Origin of the sequence: Flavobacterium flavipigmentatum, from assembly GCF_020911905.1 — a bacterium.
Lineage (GTDB): Bacteria > Bacteroidota > Bacteroidia > Flavobacteriales > Flavobacteriaceae > Flavobacterium > Flavobacterium flavipigmentatum.
Genome location: NZ_CP087133.1, coordinates 2957248 through 2977809 on the forward strand (window position 1 = coordinate 2957248; position 20562 = coordinate 2977809).

20 protein-coding genes are annotated in these 20562 nt (G+C 34.2%); 14 read left to right on the forward strand and 6 right to left on the reverse strand.

The annotated features are described in order from the left end of the window. Position 1 precedes the first annotated feature (1 nt). The gene (locus LNP22_RS12845; protein WP_229973804.1) at positions 2 to 1312 is read right to left on the reverse strand and encodes an AAA family ATPase; all 1311 of its coding nucleotides are present in this window, start codon (positions 1310 to 1312) and stop codon (positions 2 to 4) included. Positions 1313 to 2230: 918 nt separating this feature from the next. Here LNP22_RS12845 and LNP22_RS12850 point away from each other — a divergent pair. The 4 genes from LNP22_RS12850 to LNP22_RS12865 all read left to right on the forward strand — a co-directional run bounded on the left by LNP22_RS12850 (position 2231) and on the right by LNP22_RS12865 (position 4922). Beyond that, a complete protein-coding gene (locus tag LNP22_RS12850) occupies positions 2231 to 2791 on the forward strand; it encodes a hypothetical protein (protein ID WP_229973805.1) in 561 nt (186 codons plus the stop codon). Between the two features lie 106 nt (positions 2792 to 2897). After that, entirely contained in the window at positions 2898 to 3170 is a 273-nt protein-coding gene (locus LNP22_RS12855) for a hypothetical protein (protein ID WP_229973806.1), read from the forward strand. 32 nt (positions 3171 to 3202) lie between these two features. Next, entirely contained in the window at positions 3203 to 3754 is a 552-nt protein-coding gene (locus LNP22_RS12860; protein ID WP_229973807.1) for a hypothetical protein, read from the forward strand. Positions 3755 to 4274: 520 nt separating this feature from the next. Further along, positions 4275 to 4922, forward strand: coding sequence for a DUF5661 family protein (locus LNP22_RS12865; protein ID WP_210667018.1), 648 nt, complete (start codon positions 4275 to 4277; stop codon positions 4920 to 4922). A 132-nt stretch (positions 4923 to 5054) separates the two neighbouring features. Here LNP22_RS12865 and LNP22_RS12870 read toward each other — a convergent pair whose 3' ends face one another. Both LNP22_RS12870 and LNP22_RS12875 read right to left on the reverse strand, forming a co-directional pair. Then, positions 5055 to 6251, reverse strand: a complete 1197-nt coding sequence (locus LNP22_RS12870; RefSeq protein ID WP_229973272.1) for an IS256 family transposase — start codon at positions 6249 to 6251, stop codon at positions 5055 to 5057. A 97-nt stretch (positions 6252 to 6348) separates the two neighbouring features. Next, positions 6349 to 6858, reverse strand: coding sequence for a hypothetical protein (locus LNP22_RS12875; protein WP_229973808.1), 510 nt, complete (start codon positions 6856 to 6858; stop codon positions 6349 to 6351). 192 nt (positions 6859 to 7050) lie between these two features. Between LNP22_RS12875 and LNP22_RS12880 the strand changes: the two genes are divergently transcribed. From LNP22_RS12880 to LNP22_RS12915, 8 genes are all read left to right on the forward strand, one after another. Then, positions 7051 to 7623 (forward strand): YciE/YciF ferroxidase family protein, encoded by a 573-nt coding sequence (locus tag LNP22_RS12880; protein ID WP_229973809.1) that lies wholly within the window; start codon positions 7051 to 7053, stop codon positions 7621 to 7623. A gap of 68 nt (positions 7624 to 7691) precedes the next feature. Then, the gene (locus LNP22_RS12885; RefSeq protein WP_229973810.1) at positions 7692 to 8033 is read left to right on the forward strand and encodes a hypothetical protein; all 342 of its coding nucleotides are present in this window, start codon (positions 7692 to 7694) and stop codon (positions 8031 to 8033) included. Between the two features lie 280 nt (positions 8034 to 8313). Continuing rightward, positions 8314 to 9147, forward strand: coding sequence for a hypothetical protein (locus LNP22_RS12890; RefSeq protein ID WP_229973811.1), 834 nt, complete (start codon positions 8314 to 8316; stop codon positions 9145 to 9147). A 385-nt stretch (positions 9148 to 9532) separates the two neighbouring features. Then, the gene (locus LNP22_RS12895; RefSeq protein ID WP_229973812.1) at positions 9533 to 10753 is read left to right on the forward strand and encodes a hybrid sensor histidine kinase/response regulator; all 1221 of its coding nucleotides are present in this window, start codon (positions 9533 to 9535) and stop codon (positions 10751 to 10753) included. Positions 10754 to 10767: 14 nt separating this feature from the next. Next, positions 10768 to 14337: a hybrid sensor histidine kinase/response regulator gene (locus LNP22_RS12900; protein ID WP_229973813.1), complete on the forward strand. Its 3570-nt coding sequence runs from the start codon at positions 10768 to 10770 to the stop codon at positions 14335 to 14337. 14 nt (positions 14338 to 14351) lie between these two features. Then, a complete protein-coding gene (locus LNP22_RS12905) occupies positions 14352 to 14717 on the forward strand; it encodes a response regulator (protein ID WP_229973814.1) in 366 nt (121 codons plus the stop codon). A 5-nt stretch (positions 14718 to 14722) separates the two neighbouring features. Continuing rightward, positions 14723 to 15532 carry a CheR family methyltransferase gene (locus tag LNP22_RS12910; RefSeq protein WP_229973815.1) on the forward strand — a complete coding sequence of 270 codons (810 nt, stop codon included), beginning with the start codon at positions 14723 to 14725 and terminating at the stop codon, positions 15530 to 15532. Continuing rightward, positions 15514 to 16095, forward strand: coding sequence for a chemotaxis protein CheB (locus tag LNP22_RS12915; RefSeq protein WP_229973816.1), 582 nt, complete (start codon positions 15514 to 15516; stop codon positions 16093 to 16095). Before LNP22_RS12910 ends, LNP22_RS12915 begins: the two co-directional genes overlap by 19 nt. A 68-nt stretch (positions 16096 to 16163) precedes the next feature. Here LNP22_RS12915 and LNP22_RS12920 read toward each other — a convergent pair whose 3' ends face one another. Together LNP22_RS12920 and LNP22_RS12925 are read right to left on the reverse strand one after the other, a co-directional pair. Beyond that, positions 16164 to 17267: an NADH:flavin oxidoreductase gene (locus LNP22_RS12920; protein WP_229973817.1), complete on the reverse strand. Its 1104-nt coding sequence runs from the start codon at positions 17265 to 17267 to the stop codon at positions 16164 to 16166. 6 nt (positions 17268 to 17273) lie between these two features. Continuing rightward, entirely contained in the window at positions 17274 to 17576 is a 303-nt protein-coding gene (locus LNP22_RS12925) for an ArsR/SmtB family transcription factor (RefSeq protein WP_210667029.1), read from the reverse strand. 207 nt (positions 17577 to 17783) lie between these two features. Here LNP22_RS12925 and LNP22_RS12930 point away from each other — a divergent pair, with 207 nt between their 5' ends. Then, positions 17784 to 18275 carry a TlpA family protein disulfide reductase gene (locus LNP22_RS12930; protein ID WP_229973818.1) on the forward strand — a complete coding sequence of 164 codons (492 nt, stop codon included), beginning with the start codon at positions 17784 to 17786 and terminating at the stop codon, positions 18273 to 18275. 187 nt (positions 18276 to 18462) lie between these two features. After that, a complete protein-coding gene (locus LNP22_RS12935; protein ID WP_229973819.1) occupies positions 18463 to 18999 on the forward strand; it encodes a hypothetical protein in 537 nt (178 codons plus the stop codon). A 35-nt stretch (positions 19000 to 19034) separates the two neighbouring features. Here LNP22_RS12935 and LNP22_RS12940 read toward each other — a convergent pair whose 3' ends face one another. Further along, a complete protein-coding gene (locus LNP22_RS12940; RefSeq protein ID WP_229973820.1) occupies positions 19035 to 20387 on the reverse strand; it encodes a GH1 family beta-glucosidase in 1353 nt (450 codons plus the stop codon). Between the last annotated feature and the right edge of the window lie 175 nt (positions 20388 to 20562).

Below are 20562 nucleotides of genomic sequence, written 5' to 3' on the forward strand. Positions count from 1 at the left end.
ATTATTTTTTAAGTTTTAAATACGTTAGAATATCATCATACAACCCTGAATCGTTGGCAAACATGGCAAAGTTTTTGGCTGTCATAAACCATTCTTGCGTGCTTGCTTTGTGCTTCTTGATGGCGTTTTGCAAATCTTTTGTACTAATAGGTTTCGGAATACCATCCTCAAAAGACGATTCTAGTTTTTGCTCTATCGCAATATCGATCATGGCTTCTATATCGGCTCCGGAATAGTTTTCTATTTTTTTCGAAATAGTGCTATAATCAATCGTTTCGATGGGTTTGTTTTTTAGTTTCAATCTCAAGATAGATTCTCTTGAAGTTTCGTCTGGTGGCGGTACAAAAACAATTCTGTCAAAACGACCTGGGCGTCTAAAAGCCGGATCGAGATTCCACGGTGTGTTGGTCGCACCAAGAACCAATATTCCCTCATTATTATGCTCTATTCCGTCCAGTTCCTGCAAGAACTGATTGATCAAATGTCGCCCGCTGGATTGCTTCATGTCGCTTCGGCTGGCTCCCAAAGCATCTATTTCATCAATAAATAAAACACAGGGCGTATTTTGTCTCGCGAGCTCAAAAATATCATGCAGATTTTTTTCGCTGCTGCCAATCCACATGTCCAGAATATCATTCAAACCCACACTTATAAACTTAGCGTTTACTTGTCCTGCTGTTGCTTTGGCAATATACGTTTTTCCGCAGCCGGGAGGGCCGTATAACAATATCCCGCCACCTATTTTCTTTCCGTAAGCCTTATAAAGTTCAGGATGTTGCAGTGGTTTTATGATTTTTAACTCAATCTCTTTCTTCACCGATTCCATGCCACCAACATCTGAAAAATTAACAGTTGGTTTCTCCAAAAATCTACTGTCTATCTCTTCATCTTCCGCTTCCTGCACCTCATTAGTTCCTCTCAATCGCAACTGATTATCAAGTTCTTCATCAAAGTACTTGGGGTCTATTGCCAATGCTTTTTTATAGGTTTCGATGGCTTTTCCAACCGAATTTTCTTTTAAAAGTCCTTTTGCATACAGCGTAAAGGTGCTCAAATCCTGAGTTCCGTTCTCGATCACTTCCTCCAAAATCACATTGCAGGCAGAGTAGCTTCCTTTTTTAAAGAATGTTGTCGCAAGTCCCACTTTTACCTTAATATCGTTGGTACTTCTTAAAAGTGTAAGATATTCTGTTTCTGCTTCTTCCAGCCTGTTAAGCGCCAGCAAGGTCTCGGCCAAAAGCATCCTCAAAGGCGTGTTTTCCGGCGAATGTTTTAATGCTTCTTTTAAACTTTCAATTGTATTGTCGTTCATATTTTGAATGTTACGGTGTCGTCTGTTGTAATTAGTGTCAATTGTGTTCTAAATTTTATTTTGAATAATTTAAAACCTGATATTTTTTATTGTTCGAAAATACAAATTAAAATGATAATTTCACTAAAACGCTTTACTCTGTACGTTACTTATTCAGTTATGAGTTTTTACAACCTTTTTAATGGTTTATTGAAGTAAAATCATCAACCATAAGTATCTTTTACTCCTCCGATGAGGTTTAGAACCCCATCGTTTAGGTTCGGAACCCCATTGTTGAGGTTTAGAACCCCATCGTTTAGGTTCGGAACCCCATTGTTGAGGTTTGGAACCCCATTGTTGAGGTTCGGAACCCCATCGTTGAGGTTTAGAACCCCATCGTTGAGGTTCCCAACCCCATCGTTTAGGTTCGCAACCCCATCGTTGAGGTTTGGAACCCCATCGTTTAGGTTCAGAACCCCGTAACATTATGTCAGAACCCCACAACTTCTTGTCAGAACCCCACGACTTTATGTTGAAACCCCATAACATTATGTCAAAGCCCTATGACTTCTTGTTAAAACTCCTTGACTTTATATTAGAACCTTATAGCTTTATGTTAAAACTGCATAGCTTTATGTTAAAACCTCTCAATTTATATTCAGAACCCCGTGAGTTCTATTCAGAACAGCATAATAGGAGAGTGTCCAAAAATCTGTGTAAGGTTTAGAGAATGTTTTGGGAATGTTTGATTTATAATTTTGCCTTTTTTGTGCTTATAACATAGTTGATAAAGTTTCTGCAGGCATTTTTTTGTACACTACTAATATTGTTATATTAGCCACGTGAAAAGACAATTGGTCGTTTTAGAGAAAACCGACTGCAGTTGCTTTTTAATTCTTATTACCTAGTAAAACAACATCCAAAACTTAAAAAAAACAAATGAAAAGATTTAAAAAAATGGCAATAGCGGTGTTGATACTTACGTCACTATTTTCTTTTAGGTTTGCGAATGAAAAAGTAGTTGAATTTAGTTTTCCAAAAAGAAATAACACTACTATTACCTTAAATGCTACTAATTTTGAGGGTTTTACAGAGGAGTGGAGAGGAACAGATTACTATTATTTAGGGACAAGTAAAGATTCGATAATTTGTTCTGTGTATTATTTCAAGCTAAATAAAGAAGAGCAAAAATATATGGTAGAGCCTTTTGGAGGAGTTGCTATGGCGGGTATTCCTATGATTTATTTTTCTGATAATTCTCCTTTAAAAAAATACGAAGTAAACAAATCGGGTTGGGGAAACATTACAGATGATTTTATGTTTCGACAATGTGATATATTAGAATATGAGGGAATCAAAATGAGACAAAAGAATATGTATGCGTATGGTATGTTTGATAATGATTTGTTTGTAAGCGTTCATTTATCTAAAGAAAATTATACTTTACGAGATTCAACGGCAATGAGGCAGCTATTACATTCCATAAAAAAGAAAAAGTAAAAAGCAGCAATTTTAGATCAAATAACTGTAAATGATCAATTAGAACATTATTTACTGTCTGGATTTTTTTGATAGTAATGAATGTATAATATTTTTAAATGTTTGTATGAAGAAAGTAAAAAAGGTTTTTGGGTACATTTTATTAATCGGTTGTATATTATTTGGATTACTCCTTATTCTTGTTGTATTAGAAGTGATACCTCAAATTCAATACGAACTCAGCAAATCAAAATCCGAGGGCATTGGTTTCCTTTTTGGCAATGTGGTTGGGATCTTATTTTTTGTGTTGCTGTTAGTTTATTTCTCAAAATTAGCTTTAAGATTAATAAAGCCTAACGTTATCCCAGAGGAGACAATTGAAGATATTGGCAATCACTAGTAGGTATCTAAAACATTTTTTTAAGTAGTATAATGAAGAAATTAGTGTTGTTTTTTTTAATGATTACCGCTTGTCCTGCTTTTTCTCAAATAAGCGAAGGACAGAAATTTTGCGAGGAGACAAAAGAGGGGCCTTACTTTCCTGTGTCATTGATTAATTTTAATAAAAAGGTTTTTTGGTATACTGATTTTTATAAAGAAACAAAAGAAGAAGTAAAAATAATCAATGGTATAACATACACTCAACTTAAGCAGGAATGGAATAACGGAAAATCTAATCTATTGTATTACAGAGAAGAAAATGGAGTCGTTTTGCAGTATGATGAGGATATGAAAAAAGAAACTGTTCGGTACGATAATAGTTTTCCAGAAGGACATATCTGGAAAGCAGCCAACGGAAAAGATCATTTTAAAATTCTTTCTTATAAAGGAGAATTGCGAACGCCTTATTGCGAGTACAAAAATTTATTGGTAATTGAGGCTCATGTGAGTTATGGCCATTTTAATTTTTATTATTTAAAAGGACACGGCTACATAGGAGCAACAAAAGACGGAAAGATAGTTTCGTGTATTTCTCCCGAATGATCGACAAATGTTCTTCTAAGCATAAAAAAAAGAGTTTTAAAATCCTATTTTCTTTCAGATAGGATTTTTTTATGTCTAGATTCAAAATGTTAACATATAGTTAATTATGAAAATTAAAGCGATAATTATATAACTCAAAAAGATTGGTTTTAAACGAATTTTGACCTGTAGTTTTCTATCTACGGCAGATTATCTTTTTGTTCTGCCCAATCTGGGGCATCCAAAAAAGGATATAAAAGCGTAATGCGCTATACCAACCTGTACGTTTACAGTAAAGATCGATCTAAAGAAAATAAAGGCAAAATCATTGCACTTTTTTGCAAAAGACATACCCTATTTTGGTACACCTGATACTTAATAAGTAGTTGTTGTAAACACCTTATTAAGCATAGTTGTGGTACCAATATGTCTGTTGCCTTGCCATGATCAGGAATGTTATTCCTGAAGTCTGTTTTCTTTTGTTAACATTGATAGAAAACGATTAAATAAAGAGGCTCTAAATCATTAAAAAAATACAATTATGGGAACAAAAAGTGGTACTTATCAAGACGTCTATATAAAAAGAGACAATGAAATGGTTAGCTTAAAGAAAGACGTGACAGATTTTTGCGAAAAATATATTAAACCGGTACATCCCGAAAATTGGGATTGGTCTGTACGTGATTTTGATACTCCTGAAAACGATCCGACAAGTGCTGAGGCTCGTGCAATAGGCAATGTGATCCTGAGCGATTTGAACGAAAATGTGTCGACAGATGTTGATTTGTCTACGATGAACAATGTCGAGTCGATAAAAGCATATCTGAATCCAAACAGCAAACATGAACCTTTTAATATGAGGGAATTTGCTTTTGCCTTAAAAGTAGAACTCGAACACGGAAAAATTAAAGATGTTAATGTAACCAACAATCATCCTTTTTTGACTGCCATGATCGCATTGGCTCACATGACCGAGACATTAACCTATTATCAGCGCCTGAAAGTAATGGAAGCCGAAGGGGAAATCTACGAAATCATGCGCAAAATAGAAGCCACAACATCTGAAAAAGAAAAGTGGTACAAGCAACTTATGGAAGCCGAAGAAGAGCTGAAAGAAGCCAGATCAGGGCTTGATGACCGTTTAGAACGAATGGACGATATACCTACTTTGACCATTATTGGCGACTAAACATTGTGATATAAAACCAAAAAAAACCGTTAGACAGCTAACGGTTTTTTTGTTGAGGAGAAGTTGTAAAACAACTTTGACACTGTCCTAAAAAGTGTGTAAGTTTAAAAATAACGGGGTTTGACTTTTTAATTAAAGTTGAACCCTTTTTTCAAATATAGTTAAGAACTGATTGAGTATTAATCCCCAATTATGGATTGGCATTGTCCATTTTTTGGTAGCTTCTCTTAAAGCCAAATATACAGATTTTAAAACTGCTTCATCGGTTGGGAATGATAATTTATTTTTGGTGTATTTTCTAATCTTACCGTTTAGATTTTCGATTAGATTAGTGGTATAAATTATTTTTCTAATCTCAACGGGGAAGTCAAAGAATACGGTAAGTTCTTCCCAATTGTCTTCCCATGATTTTACAGCATATGGATATTTACTATTCCATTTATTAGCAAAATCTTCAAGAGAAGCCCTGGCAGCCTGTTTGGTTGGAGCATCATAAATCTGCTTCATATCTTTAGAGAATTCCTTCTTATCTTTCCACACTACATAACGCGCTGAGTTGCGTATTTGGTGCACTACACAGATTTGAGTCTGTGATTCAGGAAATACATTTTTAATGGTTTGAGTAAAGCCGTTTAGGTTATCTGTAGCAGTAATTAATATATCTTCAACACCTCTGGCTTTTAAATCGGTTAAAACTCCCAACCAAAAACTGGAACTTTCATTCTTGCCCAGCCACATACCTAAAACTTCTTTTTTTCCATCTCGATTCAGGCCTACAGCTAAATAAATAGTTTTGTTAATGACCTTAGAGTTTTCTCGAACTTTAAATACAATCCCGTCCATCCAAACAATTAAATAAACAGCTTCTAGTGGGCGATTTTGCCAAGCTATTACATCATTAGAAACAGATTCAGTAATTCTAGAAATAGTGGAGGTTGAGATATCAAATTTATAGACTTCTCTTATTTGTTCTTCAATATCACTAACGGTCATTCCTTTGGCATAAAGAGAGACAATAACATTCTCTAATCCATCAACCATATTTTGACGTTTTGGAATAATCATGGGATTAAAAGAAGCTTCTCTGTCCCTTGGAACCTGGATGTTTGATTCTCCAAATGAAGTTTTTATCTTCTTGTTTGAAAAACCATTACGAGAATTACTTGAAGGCGTCTTTTCGTGTTTCTCATAACCTAGATGAGAATCTAACTCTCCTGATAGAATAGCTTCTATTCCTCGTTTTTGTAATTGGGCAAGAAAACCATTTAGGTCTTCGCCTGTTTTGAATTGTTTTAAAAATTCATCTGATAATAAATCTTCTTTTTTCATAAGACTGTGTAAAAGTTAAAGTTAAAAAAAAATGATGAGTGATTTTAAACCCCATCATTTTTTAACTTACACAGTTAGTGAGACACTACCACAACTTTTAGAATTTTCTGGGATCGTTGTCAGGAATTTTTTCTTCGATAGCATCATCTTCTTCCATTTCGTCATCTTCCATTTCGTCATCTTCCATTTCGTCTTCGTCTTCGTCGTCTTGATCAAGGTCTTCTAAATCTTCTGTTTCATCAAAATCATCCTCAAGAACATTGCTGGGATTATCCAGTTCGTCATTTTCTTCTTCCAAATCCTCTTCGTCTATTTCGTCATGTTGCAAATCCTGATCGGTATGAAAATCATCGTCTAAATCTTCCATATCGTCTTCGTCATTGGTAATTTGCTCCTTGCCCAGATCAGTCTGTTTAGGATCGTAACTGTTACGTACCGTATAACCAAGCTCGGCAGCTTCTGTATTGCTTTGAGGAGTAGGAGTATGTTTTGCCTTTTCTTTATCATAGCTGGCTTTTTCCGGCCAGATGTTTTTATGAGTCGGCTGGGTGTTTCCAGTTTCTCTATTCTCTCTTAAGATGCTGTTTTTTTGTGTTGTAGTTTGCATGATAATTTGTTTTTAATTGTTTTGTGTTTTACAAATCTAGTCAAGAACAGGAGGGGTTGTATTATAGAATTTTAATTGTCAATTCTATAATTAACAGCTGTTTAGGATGTAAAATAAGAACTTAATGATATAACAATATCCGTAGTAATCCGACTACTTTTATCAAATATTAATGTAAAAAAAACAGTCATTATGGAAACGAAAAGCAAACAAAAAAGCGCTCCAAAAAAAGACGCTAAAAAAAGCGTTTATACAAAACCAAAAGCAACTCCTGCATCTGGACTTACAGAATTGTTTGAAGACGGATTGAAAGATATTTACTGGGCAGAAAAAGCACTGACAAAAGCAATTCCGTTGATGGCAAAAAATGCTACATCTCCCGAGTTGATTGATGCACTTAATAATCACTTAACCGAAACCGAAGATCAGGTAACACGCCTGGAAACTATTTTTGGTCTGATAGAAAAAAAAGCGGTTGCTAAAAAATGTGATGCGATGGCAGGACTGATCGAAGAAGGAAAAGGTATTATGGAAGAGACGGAGATAGGCGTGGTGCGTGATGCAGGCATTATAGCGGCGAGTCAGAAAATAGAGCATTACGAAATTGCCACATACGGAACGTTGAGACAATTTGCCGAAACTTTAAACTTATTAGAAGTTGCAACATTATTGCAGCATACTTTAGACGAAGAAAAAGACGCAGACAAAAAACTTACAGAAGTGGCTGTGAATGTCGTAAATCTTGAAGCTGCAGAGGAAAATTAATTTTCTAAAACCTTAAAATGTACAATCTTACGGTTGTGCATTTTTATAACTTTCTTACCCTTATAATCATGAAAAAAGAATATTCAAAACACGAAGTCAATTATATAGAGAAGTATCAAAACGAAGGATACACCACCAATTTTTTGTTTGATAAAGGATGCCTGGTCGATTCTGAAACCAAATATGCTTATCAGCCTGACGAAATTTTTATTGTAGCCCATCATCGTTACGAAGGCATGAGCGATCCTGATGATATGTCTATTTTGTATGCAATAAACACTAAGGATCAGAAACGAGGTACACATTTAATAGGGTATGGCCCAATGGCTGATCTGGAAGAGGCAGAGTTTTTTAAAGACATTCCCGAAGAAAATTATTCTAAGAATGCCGATATTGATGAACTTACATAATACATCAAATTAGACTATCATAACTATCATCATAAACGATTGTAATGAATTTCAATTTGGTTGGAAGCAGCTGTTTTCGGAACGATTCTGAGGCAGCTGTTTTTTTATATAGAAAAAACAAAACGTAGTTTCCTATTAATTTTGAAAGATATCCTGATAATTGTATAACGAATTGATTAGCAATAAGTATGAAATTTGAATAATCAAATAATGAATCAAAATCGAAGTCGTGTATGTGTATGAAAGTAGTTATGCACCGCTTTGTTTAAATCATATCAACATGAAAAATCTATACTTGAATACAGGCGGATTCAATGCTATCTTTACCGATCTTAAAGAAAGTTTTGATGGCGAGTTAACGGCTAACAACAACGAACATAATTTGGCCATAAAAACCAAATTTGCGCAAGGCAACATCAGTGGTGTGAGTTTTGACAAAGAAATTTCGTTTATGCATTTTGACATTGTTTTTTATAATGATGTTACGCTAAGTATAGAGTCAATTCAGACCGCTCCTGTGTTTTTTGCGTATTGCGAAGAAGGCAGTCTAACACACAGTTTTGGTGTTAATGGCGATAAAAAAAGCATTAAAAGACAACAATCCGGGATTTTGAGCAACACAGCTTCTATCAATAGTGTTTTGCATTTTGAAAGTCATAAAAGAGTTCAGTTTTCACTTATCGTAGTGCCTACTATTTGTGAGAAGAATGAAAATTCAGTATTTATTTCACAACTAAAAAAAATGTTTACCAACGAGTCCGGTAATTACATTTATTTAGGTACTGAAAACGCAAAAATCACCATGAAAATGAAAGAACTTAAAACAGTCTCTGAAAAAAGAATAGCCAGAGGTTTGCTTAAAAAAAAGCAGATTTTAAAAAGCATCATCGAAATGGAGATAGCGCAACATAGTTATAATTATCTAAAAGTGCTTGATCCTATTATGAGCCTTGCTACCCGACAAATCACCGAAATAAAGAAATTATCGCACTTCAATCTACAAGAAGCAATTTCTGCCTCGAGATTGGTCAGCAAAAATTATTTTCCCCGTATTTTTAAAGAAAAACAATTTTTTTCTATTCATAAACTATACAGTCAGAAATTAGCTAGCTAAAAAAGCCTCCGATATTATTCAATTTTAGAAAAAACAGCTCTGCAAAGCTGTTTTTTTTGTTTTAAAATGGATGAGTTTTAGATTGGATTATTTTATAAATCAGAAGTTTGGGGTTTAAAATCAGATATTTTCTTTTAAATAAATAATTCAAAAAAAATAAAAGATGTTTAAAAAAAGTGAAGGATATTAGATGTTTTTTTAAGCATAATGTGGGAATTATGTAACTTTTTTGAAGTCTAATAAAACAATCCTTAACTTTTTTTTTATAAATTTGGCGCCTTATACACTATTTTGTAAGTGAATTTAATGTTCCGAAGCAAAATTACTTTTATTGAACCGAATTTTATTTTAAAATAATTTAATTCATAACGTTTTAACCTAAAAAATGGTATTAATTGTAGATGATATTCGGGCCAACATAATTGCCTTAAAAAAAACTTTAGAGCTGCATGATATTAATGTAGATACTGCAGAATCTGGTGAAGAGGCTTTGAAGAAAATTTTGAAGACCAATTATTTCCTCATCATAATGGACGTTCAGATGCCTGGACTGGATGGTTTTGAAGTAGTAAAAATTCTCTCAGGAAATAAAAGAACAAAAGATATTCCGGTCATTTTTTTGTCGGCGATTAATATCGAAAAAAAATACATCTTTAAAGGATATGAAACCGGGGCAGTTGATTATGTAACAAAACCGGTTGATATTGATTTGCTTATTCTAAAAGTAAAGACATTCCTGAAACTTTATGAGCAAAAAAACGAGTTGAAAGTGATGAAAGATTTGCTTTCGAAGGAAATAAAAATTCGGAAAGAAGCTCAGGATAATCTCGAAATAAAAATCATCGAAAGAACCAAAGAACTGGTTTTAAAAAATGAAGAATTAGAATTGAAAAATCATGAATTACAGCAGTTTGCATGGGTAGTTTCGCATGATTTGAATGAACCAGTGAGGAAGATTCAAATTTTTATCAAAATTATAAAAGAATTATATTTGACTGATGATAAAAAAGCAATCGATTATGTAGACAGAACCATAAAATCGGCAGAGAGAATGCAAACTCTTATTACCGATTTGCTTGCTTATTCTAGATTGTCATCCAAGGTTCAGCCCGAGAAAACCGATCTTAATGAAGTTTTACAAGAAGTACTCTCTGATTTTGATTATCTGATAGAGCGAAAAAAAGCGATCATAAAAACGGGTGCGCTTCCTATAATAGACAGTATTCCGAGTCAATTGCGACAGGTTTTTCAAAACTTGATTGGTAATGCGCTTAAATTTTCCAGAAATGAAGAGGTTCCTATTATCAAAATCACTTCAGAGCTGATAAAGACCAAAGAATTTGATGCAGAAATTTCTCCCGACGGTGAATATTGCAGAATAATAGTTTCAGATAACGGAATTGGTTTTGACGAAATCTATTTAGACCGAATTTTTATTATTTTTCAAAGTCTCAACGACCGACAAACTTATGAAGGAACGGGGATAGGTTTGGCAATTGCCAAAAAAATAATGGAAAAACACAACGGACTCATAACCGCCAAAAGTCAAGTAGGCAAAGGAGCGAGCTTTATTATGGTGCTTCCATTAAAATATGATAATAAATAATTGATTTACTGTCTATGAAAAGTAATTTTAAAAGAAATTTATTAATAAGCACAGTGGGTTCATTGCTTATTTTGACGATTAGTTCTACGGCTTCATTTTTGAGTATCAGAAGTTTACTAAATAGTAATAGTTTGGTAAATCATACTCAAAGTGTTATTTATAATTTAAATGAAGGTGCCTCGATCATCACAGAAGCACAATCCTATATGCGAGGTTATTTAATTACTGGTGAAGATCAATTTTTGACCAAATACAATGAGGCAGAAAAAGAATCAAACATCTATTTTGATAAACTCGAAGAGCTGACTATTGATAATCTTTTGCAGCAAAAAACGCTGGAAGATTTAAAACCCTTACGCCTTAATTTTTTTAAATATTTAAACAATCAAATTGTAAAAAAACAACTTAATAAAAAAGTCACAGATTTTGACCTTGCAGAAGGAAAAAGAATGATTGAAGAGTTAAAAAATTATTTTAGACGTATTGAAAACACAGAACAAGTCCTTTTAAAAGAGCGAAATGAAAATTCTGAACGCTATGGTAATTATAGTTTTGTACTCATTGTAGTAGCCTTTTTTGTTGCTTTTTTTATTTCTATTATTTTTATAATCAGGATTTTAAGAGATTTTAATCAACGTGCTTTTTTGCAACATGAACTCGAAATAAAAAATAAAGAAACTGCCCAAAGAATTGAGGCGATAAGTGCCATAGCAACCAATATTTCTAATGGTAATTATGACATTCGCATAGACGATACTAAATCTGATGCGTTAGGAAATGTGGGAGAATCGCTCAATAATATGGGGATTTCTCTAAAAAAATCTTTTAATTTATTATCAGAAAAAGAGTGGATGCAGACGGGTATCGCGAAGCTAAATAATGTGATGTTGGGAGATAAATTAATGAATAAATTATCCAAAGATATTATTGAGTTTTTATGTAATTATACGAATAGCAGTGCAGGAGTTTTGTATGTTTTAGAAGGCGATGAGCTTGTGGCAACAGCCGGATATTGTAACATTCCGACCAAAAACAGAGAGCGCATTCAAAAAGGAGAAGGTTTGTTAGGGCAATCTATTATTTCAGGAAAAGTCTTAGAACTAAAAGAATTGTCTCCAGATAATATTCCGATCAATTATGCTTTGGGCGAGATAAAACCCACGCATGTTGTAGCAGTTCCTTTGCTCGACAATAGGGTAGAAGGAGCACTGGAACTGGTTAGTATTTATGGTTTTACAGAACTTCATTTGGAGTTTTTGAGAATTATTTCGAATAATATCGGAATTGCGATAAAATCGACACAAAACAGAAAACGTGTTCTGGAATTATTAGAAGAAACCAAATCTCAATCTGAAGAATTGCGCATTCAGCATAGTGAATTAGAAGCCATAAATTCTGAGTTGGAAGTACAGACCGAAAAATTACAGGCGTCTGAAGAAGAACTTCGAGTGCAACAAGAAGAATTAGAACAGACCAACAAAGAACTTTCTGAGCGTAGTGTTTTATTAGAAGAAAAAAACACAGAAATCCAAAAGAAATCGGAAGCTTTAGAGGTTACAACTCGTTATAAATCAGAGTTTTTGGCCAATATGTCTCACGAATTAAGAACGCCTTTAAACTCGATTTTGTTGCTTAGCAGATTGTTATCCGAAAATAACAGCAAAGGCATGAATGAGGAGGAAATTGAGTTTGCCAAGGTGATTCAGAGTTCCGGAAATAGCTTACTGGCTTTGATTGATGAGATTTTGGATTTATCAAAAATCGAAGCAGGGAAGATGGAGCTTGAGTTTTTAGATGTTACTACCAAAGAAATAACAGATAGTTTATCTAATTTATTTACTCAGGTTGCTAAAGAAAAAAATATTGGTTTCGAAATTATTTCAAAAGAAGCGCCAGTTGTCATTAAAACAGATAAAATGCGTCTGGAGCAAATTTTGAAAAATTTAATTTCGAATGCTATAAAATTTACAGACAAAGGTTCGGTAAGTTTAGAAATAAAAATAAACGATGATGACGATCATATCATTTGTTTTATCGTAAAAGATACAGGAATCGGAATCCCGTTAGACAAACAACCGTTGATTTTTGAAGCTTTTCAGCAGGCAGATGGCTCTACCAAACGCAAATACGGCGGAACAGGCCTCGGGTTGTCTATTAGTAGAGAATTGGCCAAGTTGTTGAAAGGAGAAATAATTTTGCACAGTGACGAAGGAAAAGGAAGTAGTTTTACCTTATGTTTGCCCGTTTTTGGTTCAGCGCTTAAAAAAGTCGTACATGAGAAAATGCCTCCTATAGAGATTACCGACACAGAGTTTGAAGAGTTAAAAAAATTAAAAAACAAATACATTGCAAGTCTAATTCCGGAGGAAATAGAGGATGATCGCGATAGTATTTTGCTCGGTGATAAAGTAATTTTAATCGTAGAGGATGATATTAACTTTGCAAAGTCATTATTAACTTTTAGCCGTCAAAAGGGATATAAAGGAATTGTATCGGTAAGAGGGGATTATGCTTTAAATTTTGCCCTTCTTTACAAACCCATAGGTGTTTTATTGGATATCGAACTTCCGATAAAAAGTGGTTGGGAAGTTTTGGATGAATTTAAAAACAATATGCAAACGAAACATATTCCCGTGCATATTATGTCTTCTCACAAACTCAAGCAGGAAAGTTTGTTAAAAGGCGCTGTAGATTTCTTAGATAAACCAGTCGCTTTTGATAAAATTCCAGAAGTTTTCATGCGAATAGAACATATTATCAGCAAAGAATCGCAAAAGGTTTTGATTATAGAGGACAATCCGAAACATGCAAAAGCATTATCATATTTCTTAGAAACATACAATATCAACTCAGAAATTAAAAGCGAAGTAGCCGATGGTTTGGTAGCTTTGAATAAAAATGATGTGGATTGCGTTATTCTGGATATGGGAATTCCAGATAAACATGCTTATCAGATTTTGGATGGTGTCAAGAAAAATCCGGGATTAGAGAACCTTCCTGTAATTGTATTTACGGGTAAAAGTCTTTCTATAAAGGAAGAAATAAAAATCAAGAAATACGCTGATTCTATTATCGTAAAAACGGCCCATTCGTACCAAAGAATGCTCGATGAAGTATCACTTTTCCTGCATTTGGTCGAAGAAAAGAAAGTGACAGACGGTGCCAAAGAAAGTTATAAAAAACTTCATTTGCTGAATAATGTCCTGCATGAAAAAAAGGTCTTGATTGTAGATGATGATGTTCGAAATATTTATTCGCTGACCAAATCGCTTGAAGCTTTTAAAATGAATGTTATTACAGCATTTGACGGAAACGAAGCTATAAAAATATTAGAAGAAAACCCCGATACCGATATTGTTTTGTTAGACATGATGATGCCAAACATGGATGGTTATGAAACTGCAGAAAAGATCAGGATGAATCCAAAATTTATCAATTTGCCGTTGATTGCGGTAACGGCAAAAGCAATGACGGGCGATAGAGAAAAATGTATAAAAGCCGGTGCTTCAGATTATATTACCAAACCGGTAGATATTGACCAGTTATTATCATTATTGCGAGTTTGGTTGTATGATAAAAATTAATAAAGCATTCAGATATGAATAAAAAACGAATCTTAATTATTGACGATGATTCGAGAAATATTTTTGCTCTTGTAAATACATTACGTGCAAAATCTTTTGATTGTTTGTCTTGCTTGAGTGCCGAAGATGCATTAAAATTATTAGAAAATGATGAGCATATTGATGCCATTTTGATCGATATGATGATGCCCGAAATGGATGGTTATGATGCTATTCCATTAATTAAAAGAATCCCTTTGCGAGAAAAGGTATTAGTAATTGCGGTGACGGCTCAGGCCATGACTGGAGATAAAGAAAAATGTCTTGATGCAGGAGCAGACGATTATGTTTCAAAGCCTATCGATGTTGATAAATTGCTTCTGGCATTATCCAAAATTTAAAACAAATGATAGAAGACATTGAGTTAGAAACCCTAATTAATGATATTTACGAATATTATGGTTTTGACTTTGGAAGTTATTCTAAGGCCTCCTTAAAAAGGCGTGTAAATCGGGTTTATCAGTTGGGTGAATTTGAAAATTTCTATGAGTTTCTGTCCAAAGTTCGTTCTGATTCCGACTATTACAGAAGCATGATAGACGAAATAACAGTCAATGTGACGGAGATGTTTCGTGATCCTTCTTTTTATGCTGTGGTAAGAAAAGAGATTTTACCTATATTAGCGACAAAACCTTTCATTCGCCTTTGGCACGCAGGCTGTTCTACCGGCGAAGAGGTATATTCTATGGCAATAATCTTAAAAGAGGCCGGATTGCTGCACAAATCATTGTTATACGCTACAGATGTAAATGCCACGGTTATAGAATCTGCAAAAAAAGGTATTTTTCCGCTGCGAATGATGAAAGAATACTCAGAAAATTACCGTGATGCGGGCGGCCAGGAAGATTTTTCAAGTTATTATATAGCCAATTATGGTATTGCTAAATTTAATGCAGAATTAGCATCAAAAATGGTTTTTTCTCAGCATAATTTAGTTTCAGATAATTCTTTTAATGAATTTGATATGATTTTATGCCGAAATGTTCTCATCTATTTTGATACTGATTTGCAAAAAAGAGTTATTAATTTATTTGATGAAAGTTTGTCTATTTTAGGCTTTTTAGCTTTGGGGACAAAAGAAACCATAAAATATTCTATATCTCAGACCAAGTACAAACAGTTAGGGCAGGAAAAAATATGGAGGAAAGTAAAGTAAAAAAATGCAAAGTAGTAATAATTGGCGGTTCTGCAGGGAGCTTACAGGCTTTATTACAGATATTACCTCAATTACCTCCTGTACGTTCGTTTGCGATTGTAATTGTACTTCATAGAAAAAGTACCGACGATACAGCATTAGAAAATTTAATAAAATTAAAGTCAAAAATACCCGTTTTTTCTGTAGAAGATAAAGTGCCTTTACGAGCGGGATTTCTTTATATTGCTCCTTCAAATTATCATTTATTGTTTGAAAAAAACGGTATACTTGCCCTCGATACTTCCGAAAAAATAAATTACAGTCGACCCAGTATTGATGTTTCTTTTGAATCGGCATCAGAGGTATATCAAACAGACTTGGTCGGAATTCTATTATCTGGTTCCAACACTGATGGTACGGCTGGGATTAAAGCAATCCAGAAGGCAGGAGGAACAATTGTAATTCAGGATCCTAAATCGGCCGAAATGCCTTTTATGCCCAATAATGCAATCGCCAACACCACACCAGATTACGTTTTAAACGTACAGCAACTATTAGATTTTATTATTTTACTTGATAAATAAAAGCAAAAACCTCTATTTTAAAATAATAAAATAGAGGTTTTGAAAATAATATAGTGACGAAGCATTAGTTATAGTACTAATTCTCCCAAAGCTTCTTTGCTAAAACCAACTAAATCTTCAGTTTTACCAGCTTTTATTTTAGCTGCCCAATTTGGATCAGATAAAAGAGGTCTTCCTACAGCTACCAAATCAAAATCGCCTCTGTCGAAACGTCTGTTTAATTCGTCTAAAGAAGTAGGTTCAGAACTTTCTCCAGCAAAAGCGCCAAAGAAATCAGAGGAAAGCCCCACAGAACCTACTGTGATAGTAGGAGCCCCGGTTACTTTTTTGGCCCATCCAGCAAAATTAAGATCAGAATCCTCAAACTCAGGCTCCCAAAAACGACGTTGTGAACAATGCAAAATATCAACACCTGCATCAACAAGGGGAGTTAGCCAAGCTTCTAATTCTTGCGGATTTTTGGCTAGCTTATAATTGTAATCAGAAGGTTTAAACTGCGAAAATCGCATGATAACGGCAAAGTCATTACCCACTTGTTTCCTAATTTCTTTTACAACTTCAACAGCAAAACGATTGCGTTCCGGCAATGTTTTTCCACCATAAATATCGGTGCGCAAATTGGTTTCTGCTCTAAAAAATTGGTCAATTAAATAGCCGTGAGCACCGTGAATTTCTATAGTGTCAAAACCTAGTCTTTTGGCGTCAGCAGCGGCTTTTCCGAAGGCAATTATAGTAGCTTCAATATCTTTTTCAGACATAGTGTTACCATTATTAAAATCAGGACGATTTAGACCTGATGGTCCTTCAAAAGGAACTGGCGGAACCCATCCCGAATGGTGATTGTCCATAATTCCCATGTGCCATATTTGTGGCCCCATTTGTCCTCCGGCGGTGTGAACTTTATCAATTACCTTTTTCCATCCTTTTAGGGATTCTTCTCCATAAAAATGAGGAACATTTGCATCATTTGAGGAAGATGGTCTATCTATTACCGTTCCTTCTGATAAAATCAGGCCTACTTCTCCTTCTGCTCTTTTTTGATAGTATTCGGCTACCTGATCAGTCGGAACGCCATTTGGAGAAAAAGAACGTGTCATGGGTGCCATTACGATTCTATTTTTTAGATGTAATGTTTTTAAGTTAAAGGACGTAAATAAGTTGGTTGTACTCATAATAATTTACAAATTAGATTGAATTAATTTACTGAGTGCTTCAAAGGCACTTTCGTTGCGTTTGTAGTATGTCCATTGTCCAACGCGTGTAGATTCTATAAATCCGGCGCGTTGCAAAATCGACAAATATTCAGAAACTGTCGATTGGGTAAGGCCTGCTTTGGCTTGTATTTGTCCTACGCAAACTCCATGTTCAAATCCTGCATGCTGGAGTTGTTCCGGAAAGTTGATTTCGGGTTCTTTGAGCCATTCCAGCATTTGTAATCTGGATTTGTTAGACAAGGCCTTAAATATTTCTATATGTTCCATGATGCAAATATATCGACTTTTCCCGATATATCAATTTAAACTATTTTATTTAGCAAAATTTTAAGACAGGGCAGTAGTGCTCTTAATTCTTAAAAAATTATCAAGAGACTTTAAATAGAATAGAATATTATCATCAATAAGTTTTTATATTTGTGCGATTAAAAAATTGATTTGGCCCCAATTTATCTAAACTAACGTATTTTAATTATGAAAAAAGCAATCTTAATCTTAGGATTTTTAATTTGTGTTTTTACAAATGTTCAGGCGCAAAATGTAGGAGTTGATGTGGGTGATATCGCTCCTGAAATTGACCTTCCAGACGCTAAAGGAAACAATGTTGCATTATCTTCTTTGCGTGGCGGATTGGTGCTTATTGATTTTTGGGCTTCCTGGTGCGGGCCTTGTATCAAAGAACAGCCAGAATTACTAAAGCTCTACAATACTTATCCCGAAAAACTTGCTATTTACGGTGTTTCTTTAGATTCAAAAAAGAGTGCATGGACGGGAACTGTTGCAAAATTAAAGATTCCGTGGACACAAGTTTCAGATTTAAAATATTGGAGCTCGCCCGTGGTTTCCAGTTATATGATTCAGGCGCTGCCGCTTAATTTCTTAATTGATAAAAATGGAGTTATTCTGGCAAAAAATATTCATGGTGCTGCATTAAATGATTTTGTTAAAAGTCAGCTTGGGCAATAATATCCGTTATAATATCGATTGCTTCTGGAATTCCTTTACCGAGTGGTTTGAAAAAAAGCTTAACATTGGAGAATCTTTTTAAATTCTTATCTTTGATAACAGTAAATCAATGATTAATTAACTATTAATTAATCATATTATTGATTTTTAAATAATTAAAATAAAGTTTTATTATAAAATTAGGATCATGATAAGAAAAAAAATAGTTCCAAATCCAACACAGGAAGCTGTTGCCAAAGAGGAAGTACATTCAGATGAAAATACGGTAATTGCTTCAGATGCAATTGCTTCTGAAAGTGTTGAAAAACAACCGGATTCGATAAATGAAAACGCAAAGCCTATAAAAAGAACGGTTAGAAAAACGCCTGTTATAGTTTCAGAAGAAATTACATCTGAAAATTCAGAGTCTTCTTCTTCAGAGTCTTTAGAAATAGCCGAAGATTTTGTTGCAGATGAGAAAAAAACAAAGAAAGAAAAGAAAGACAAACTAGCTGCAAAAGAGGAGAAAGAATCACTATCGAAAGGTAAAGCTAAAAAGAAGTCTAAAAAGCAAAAAAAGAAAGTTAAAGCTCAAAAAAAGAAGGCTCAGAAGGAAAAACAGAAAGAAAAAGCAAAGGATAAAAAGAAGAAGAAAAAGCTGAAAATAAAAGAGAAAAATGCTAAAATAAAAAAGAAAGCAATGAAAAAATTGCGAAAACTTTTGAAAAAGAAAAGCAAAAAGTAACAAAAAAACCTCTGAATTTCAGAGGTTTTTTTGTTTTATGCTAAAAAGTCACGAAACCACAAACCAGATTGTTTTATGGTACGTTGCTGTGTTTCAAAATCAATATGAACGAGTCCAAATCGGGCATTGTAACCTTCGGCCCATTCAAAATTATCGGTAAGACTCCAAACAAAATAACCTTCAACCTGGTAACCTTCTTTTTTGGCCTTGAGCAACTGTTCTAAATTATCCTGTATAAAATGTGTTCGTCTGATATCGAATACCTTTCCATTGGTTACTTTGTCAGGAAAAGCGGCCCCATTTTCGGTAATGATAATCTTTTTAATGCTTTTATAGTCATTAAATCTTTTGATAATATGATACAGAGCAGGCGGGTACACTTCCCATCCCATCTGGGTAGCGGTAACATTTCTTTTTTCGGCACTCACCAATTCAGCTCCAATATAAGGCGTTAATAAGGAGTGTTTTACAATTTCTCTGGTGTAACATTGAAGACCTATAAAATCAAATTCAAAAGCCATTTTTTCGAGATCATCGTCCAAAATATAATTTTTGAGTTTCTTGAGTACGGGCAAATCACTTTGTGGATATCCAAGTCCTAAAATAGGTTCTATAAAAGTTCTGTTAAGTAAAGTATCGACGCGTTTTGCGGCTTCAATATCTTTTTGCTTTTCGGTTTCGGGCTCAATGTATGTACACGAAAAAGTAGTACCAATTGTGGCATTCGGCAATGTGTTTCTAAGTATTTTGGCACCCGCGGTTGTAGATAACGTTACGTGATGCATGGCTTTCAGGTAATTGGTAATACCTTTTTTGCCGGGTGCATGAATACCAAGAAAATATCCGGCTCCTGTAAAAACAGATGGCTCGTTGATGACCATCCAGTTGGTTACTCTATCCCCAAAATATTGTGCGCAGACAGCTGTATAATCAGAAAACCATTTAACACATTCCCGATTCGTCCATCCGCCTTTAAGTTCCAGAGCATGAGGTAAATCCCAATGATAGATCGTGATCCAAGGGGTTATATTACATTCAAGTAAAAAATCGATAATGTTGTTGTAATAGTCTATACCCGCCTGATTGATAGGAGCGACACCAGTTGGCATGATTCGCGACCAGCTAATGGAAAACCTAAAATTAGGTATGTTTAAATCACGTACTAACTGAATATCATTTTTGTAAAAGTTGTAGAAATCGCAGGCGTTTATGGCATGATGGCCGTTTTTTATTTTACCCTTTTGGGAAGTAAAAACATCCCAGATAGAAGCACCTTTGCCATCGACATCATGTGCACCTTCTGTTTGAAACGCTGCTGTAGAAACTCCCCAAAGAAAATCTTCTCCAAATTGTTCTTTGCTTAATTGTGAGTTCTCGAATTTATTCATTTAATAGTACTTTCCAGTTTTTAATGTAGAAAAGTAGATTGCATAGCTCTTAGAAAAAGCCATTCTTTAAATGAAACTAAAAAATTGAAGTGAAAGAATTTCATAATGTTTAATTTTAATCAAATTAATGAAATCTTCTTAAGTATAACGTAACGTAAATGTTATCAGATAGTTA